The sequence below is a fragment of the Caldanaerobacter subterraneus genome, from assembly GCF_004345675.1.
Taxonomy (GTDB): Bacteria; Bacillota; Thermoanaerobacteria; order Thermoanaerobacterales; family Thermoanaerobacteraceae; genus Thermoanaerobacter; species Thermoanaerobacter subterraneus.
The window spans coordinates 63,171-69,170 of sequence record NZ_SLWU01000016.1; the positions used below are offsets into that span (position 1 = coordinate 63,171).

The window sequence follows — 6,000 nt, forward strand, 5'->3', positions numbered from 1 at the left end:
AATATACTGCAAATACATTAGGACATACTATAACAATTTTTTTGCTGGTTCTGCTTTTTGGCTAAACTAAAATGAAAAGGTAAATAGAAAACAATTAGTTAAGTCTATATAATTGTGTAAAAAGGAGTTGAGCCATTCCCCACCCCTGGTTAGAATAGAAATAGAAACGAACCAAAAAATCTAACCGGAGGGATAGGAAATGGCTCAATACAATATTACCATAGATTCTGAAATTTTGCATTACCTTTTTGTAAAAGGAACAAAAGATGAAAAGTTAGCTAAATTATTAGAGTCTGTACTTAATCAAATTTTAGCAGCTCAGGCTACTGAACAAGTTAAAGCTGAACCTTATGAAAGGACAGAAGAAAGACAGGATTATCGTAATGGTTATTATTCAAGAAGTTTAATTACCAGAGTTGGAACTCTCACCTTAAGAGTTCCAAGACTCCGCAATGGCAAATTTACCACTGACCTTTTTAACCGTTACCAGAGAAGTGAGCAGGCCCTTTTGTTGGCACTAATGGAACAAGATGAAAAATGGGCTTCAGGGGGGGAAGTATCTAGATATGACTGAGTATTTCGAGTGGCAAAAAGAAATTTCAAAAAAATCAAAGGATAAGGTTATTTCAATAAAATGATCTTTATCACCACCATTAGTTTTTGATAACTGCTGGAGCCCCATGGTGTCAAGGATACGCTACGCCGGGTTTTTGCCCGTCCTTGACACCATGGGGCGGAAGCAGTACAATGAATTGAACGGTGGTGATAAAGAACATTCATATTCTAACAACTAACCAGGGGATTTTACACAAAAATTTGGACTTGACCATGATTAGGTGGCTTTATAGATCCTATCAACTAAACCTTTTATTTGAGTATTAATTAATTTCTTATCTTAGAAATAATTTATTTTCATTGCACTTTTTACTTCTGCTAATGTGTTTGCTGCAACTTCTCTTGCCATATAGTTTCCCTTTTTCAAAATATTATAAACCTCGGGAATATCTTTCGCAAATTCAGCTCTTCTCTTGCGGATTGGTTCAAGTTCTTCCTGTAAAATTGCATTTAAAAACTTCTTTACTTTTACATCGCCAAGCCCACCTTTAGTATAATGCTCTTTTAGTTCATCTAGATTATTGTATTCTGGAAAATAACGTGAAAAATGCTCATTTTTGCAAAAAGCATCTAAATAAGTGAATACCGGATTTCCTTCTACATTACCTGGGTCCTCAACCCGTAAATGATTTGGGTCTGTGTACATGTTCATAACCTTTTTCTTTACTTCATCTGCTGTATCTGATAGATAGATACAATTATTTAAGGATTTGCTCATTTTTGACTTTCCATCAATTCCAGGCAGTCTCTGGCAAGCTTTATTATCTGGCAGTAATGCTTCAGGTTCTACAAGAACTTTGCCATATAGTGAATTGAATTTTCTAACAATCTCCTTTGTTAGTTCTATCATTGGAAGCTGGTCTTCACCGACAGGCACCGTTGTTGCTTTAAATGCAGTTATATCCGCAGCTTGACTAATGGGATAGGTAAAAAATCCTACAGGAATGTTTTTTCCAAAATTTCTCATTTTTATTTCCATCTTTATTGTAGGATTTCTTTGCAATCGTGATACAGTCACTAAATTCATGTAATAAAAGGATAACTCAAAAAGCTCTGAAATCTGAGATTGAACAAAAAGCGTGGACTTAGTAGAATCAAGGCCACATGCTAGATAGTCCAAAGCTACTTCAATAATATTCTGACGGACTTTTTCTGGATTATCTATATTATCAGTGAGTGCCTGAGCATCAGCAATCATGATAAATATCATATCGTATAACCCTGAATTTTGCAATTCAACTCTTTGTCTAAGAGAGCCTACATAATGGCCAATATGTAGTCTCCCAGTAGGTCTATCGCCTGTCAATATTATTTTTCTCATTCTATCCCTCCTGTTAATTATTCCACTTTGTAAACTTAAATGAAAATTGAGGACTCCAATCTTCTATAGTACAATATTCTTACAAGAAAAATACCTCCTAAAAGGATGAAATCTTCATATAAAAATTGTATCAACAAAGTATCCAAAATACAACAATAAAGATTTTTTATAATATAAAGTTACTGAAAGAAAATAAAAGTTAGAATATCCCTCTGTTTTATAGATGTATCTAGACTTGTGCAAAATTCAAAAGCCTTCATTTAAGCCATTCTACAGATATACTTTTTCCCTATCACTCTTGAATTTTTTATCTTTTATGTAGGATTTCCCCTACCATTTGTCGAATTATTATATATACCGCATGAAAATATTTTTTAAGGAGAAGGAAATCTTACATGTACCAGCTTCAATTACTTTTAAATATACCTGAACTCTTTACCTCTCAGTCTAAAATTGATTTCTATTCTTCTATGCTTAAAAATCTAGACTTGTCTTCAATACCTGAATTCCCTTCCTCTAGTCCTGGCCGTAAGGGTTATTCTCATCTTCCTTCTTATTGGACTTTCTGCCGTTTTATTAATGAGTTCTCTCATGATTATTTGACCTCTATCTTTCAAAATCAAGTCAAATTATCCTGGATGTTAAAATAAAATTGTGTCTGATGTATAATGAAATTGTAAGGAAGATTGGTAATAATGGATAAAAATAACTACTACGAAACAGTCAAAAACAGGCTTCAGAAAAAGTCTTAAACCAATACTGCTCTGCTCAAGATCCTTCCCCCCTGTTTTAAAGAAACTCCTTGAAGATTTACTTGATTGGTTTATTCTTAACGTGAAATCTATCTCATGAAAAATGATAATGATAAAGGTAACGGCTTTTACAACAGAAAACTTGCTACTCATGTAGGTAACTTAGAAATATCTGTCCCAAGAACTCGTACAGGTGAGTTTAGACCTAACATCCTCCTCAAACCTTTAAAAGGGTTGATGAATCATATACTGAACTTCTTATGTCCCTTGTTATTAATGGTTACTCAGAATCTTCTCTCCTAAACACCCTCAAAAACCTTCAACTGCCTTACTCTGAACAGGAACTCAATAAGATTAAAAATGACCTTAAAAGCGAATTGGATCTTTTTAAACAAAGAGAATTGCCTGAAGCTGTCTTTGCTCTAATAATTGATGCCTACCATTGTGAAATTAAAGATGGCTCAAAAGTTAAAAAAGCTGCCTGTTACATAGTCCTTGGTATTGACATGGAAGGCAAAAAAGATATCTTTGGCTTGTACACCTTCTTCGGCAAAGAAAACAGAGCCGACTGGAATAAAGTCTTCGAAGATCTAGTAAACCGTGGACTTAAAAAAGTTTTAATAGTTGTCAGTGATGATTTCCCAGGTATAATTGAAACAGTCAAGGCTGTATATCCTTATGCTGACCACCAGCTCTGTTTTGTCCATCTTCAAAGAAATATTCGTAAATCCATGACCAAAGCCGATGCTGCAGAATTCAACAAAGAACTCAACAAAATAAAGCTCTCTTCTTCATTTGATGAGGCTTTAGAAAAATTTCAAAATCTTTGTAATATATTCAAAGAGAGATACAGCCGTTATATGAATCTCCTTATGGAAAAAGCAGAGTATTATTTAGCCTTTACTAAATATCCTGAATCCTTAAGAAAACATATTTATACCACTAATGTTGTAGAAAGTGTCAACAGCCTGATTAAGAAAATCCGCATAAAAACGGGTGGATATTTCAATTCCGTTGAGGTCCTTGAAATTAATATTTATCTCCAGAGAAAAAATTTAAAACAAACAAAATGGAGAAAACCGGTTCCAATGATAAATGGCTATATCTATGAAATACAACAACTTTTCCAGTTACGTTACTTTAACCAGACACAAAATTCTTGACAAGTCTCCATTTAACTTCTCTATTACTCTTTCATAGATACTTGCTTTTGTCGGCAACCATTTGTAAGTTGCTTCAATGCTATATTTTGAATCCTTTCATACAGCTTCCTCTACTGTTTCTTTCTCATCAATCCCATAATTATACATATAATAGAAATATCCTCTCTTTTCTAATAGCTCATCTAATGTGCCTCTTTCAATGATTTCCCCATCTCTCATCACAAATATTTCATCATATCTTTTAAGTATATCCGGGTCTAGTTTATGTGTTACAGCAAGCACTGTCGCATCTAAATTTATAAGTGTCCTCTCTATATCGCTTGCCGTAATTTTGTCTAAAGCCGCCGTAGCTTCATCTATAAGCAGTATTTCAGCTTTCTTGATTAACGCTCTTGCAATTGCTATCCTCTGTCTCTCTCCTCACGATAGCTCTACTTCCCCTTCTCCTACTATTGTATCGAGTCCCTTGGGAAGTTTCTCAACAACCTGAACTAAACCAGATTGTCTCAATGCTTCATTAAGTTCCTCTTCACTGCATTCACTATACAGACAAATGTTATTCTTTAATGTGTCGCTAAACATAAAGACGTTCTGCTGTATAATACTAACTTTCCTGTAATAGGAGGCAGGGTCAAATTCTCTTATGTCTACTCCGCCAATTAGCACTTGCCCCTCATAATCTGTAATGTGATTTAATAAGACTCTAAGTAGTGTGGTCTTCCCACATCCACTTTCTCCAACTAATGTATACTTTTTGCCTTTATCAAGCTTTATATTTATGTTTGACAAAGCATTCCTCTTCCCATCGTAAGAAAAGGTTAAGTTCTTGATTTCTATGGAATTTCTAAATTCAAAAGGTTTATCTCCCTGTGAGACTTCCTCTTTGCTTACGTCTATTATTTCTTTTTGGATTTTATCTGCTATTTTTTCAACAGATTTTATCTTTGTAGCATACAAAGATGCAGAAATTAAAGGATTTACTATGTAGTTCATAAGCTGTACAGCGGCAATCATAGAACCTACTGTTATGTAGCCTCTTAAAACCAAATATGTGGCTACAAGAATATTCACAAAAAACATTGCAAATCCTGACACAATAGACAAAGCCCCTTGAAATCCTTGAAATGCGTCGGATTTATACCCCGCCATTTCTGCATCTTTGTTATCTTTTGATGCCATATTGAGAATTTTATTTTCTATGTTAAAAGCTTTTATTACTTCAAATCCCTGAGCCAACTCTTTTATCCTGTTGGTAAACCTCTCAAGCTTTTTAAGGTACTGTCCTTTTAACTCTTGATTTATTTTTGTGAAAAGCTGAGGCACAATCACTGGAACCCAGCCAAAAATGAAAATGACTATAGTGAGATAAACGTTTATTCGAAGTATTAGATATAAAGACACGATAAATAGTAAAACGTCTTACATAATGTTAATGAGGCTTGTTAAGTAATTACTCTCTATCATTCTCACATCGTTGCTGAGTAAAGATATCAATTCTGAGCTTGTAATTTTCCTTCTTTTAGAATTTATGAAACTTTCTATGATGGATTGCTTGTAGTCTATCAATACTTTTTTATTAAAAGCTGCTGAAGCTGCCTTTGACAAGGTCTCAGCTGTAAATACCGCTATCAAAAACCCTACCGAATACCATATTAACGTAGAAATGCTGTAATTTAAATTTCCAACTGATGTGTCAACAATTATTTTAAAAAGTATTGCCTGCAGGGCTTTAAGGGCTGACACGAAAATTATAAGTATAGCGTTTATCAGAATTAAAAATTTGTATTTTAAGATATATTTCTTTATCGTCTCCATTTACACAACACCTCACTCCCTCTATTATCTTTTATTTTCTCTTAATATCTTAGTTTTTCTTTAATTTTCTCATCACAACAAAAGCATCTCATGGCTTATTATTATCATTTCTTATCTATCTACCCCGAAAATAAAACACCGCTAAAAAAGACAAAAAACAATAACTATACAACCCTATAGTATTCCACTTAAAAGAATTACTCTATAGGTATTATGAGGCATTGTATTAAATTGTGCATAAACCTTACACTGCATTCTCCACGGTGGCTTTTAATCTTAATGCCTCTAATTTCTTGATGGACTGTTTCACAATTATTTCTTTTTTACGTTCTTC

Annotated in this window: 1 protein-coding gene and 4 pseudogenes; 3 read left to right on the top strand and 2 right to left on the bottom strand. The window is 33.7% G+C overall.

The annotated features are described in order from the left end of the window. Nucleotides 1-199: 199 nt before the first annotated feature. A pseudogene (locus EV203_RS08405) lies at nt 200-565 on the top strand (transposase); the annotation flags it as partial. Between the two features lie 330 nt (nt 566-895). Here the strand turns inward: EV203_RS08405 and trpS are convergent. Further along, the gene (gene trpS / locus EV203_RS08410) at nt 896-1,936 is read right to left on the bottom strand and encodes a tryptophan--tRNA ligase (protein WP_009610189.1); all 1,041 of its coding nucleotides are present in this window, start codon (nt 1,934-1,936) and stop codon (nt 896-898) included. A 395-nt stretch (nt 1,937-2,331) separates the two neighbouring features. Between trpS and EV203_RS08415 the strand changes: the two are divergent. Beyond that, nucleotides 2,332-2,568: pseudogene (locus tag EV203_RS08415) on the top strand (transposase); the annotation flags it as partial. Between the two features lie 63 nt (nt 2,569-2,631). Further along, nucleotides 2,632-3,851 (top strand): annotated as a pseudogene (locus tag EV203_RS08420) (IS256 family transposase). 96 nt (nt 3,852-3,947) lie between these two features. Here the strand turns inward: EV203_RS08420 and EV203_RS14235 are convergent. Continuing rightward, a pseudogene (locus tag EV203_RS14235) lies at nt 3,948-5,666 on the bottom strand (ABC transporter ATP-binding protein). Nucleotides 5,667-6,000 lie beyond the last annotated feature (334 nt).

What these genes read in the sequence shown, in the direction of transcription:
- trpS (WP_009610189.1), bottom strand. Translation starts at nt 1,936, where the DNA reads ATGAGAAAAATAATATTGACAGGCGATAGACCTACTGGGAGACTACAT.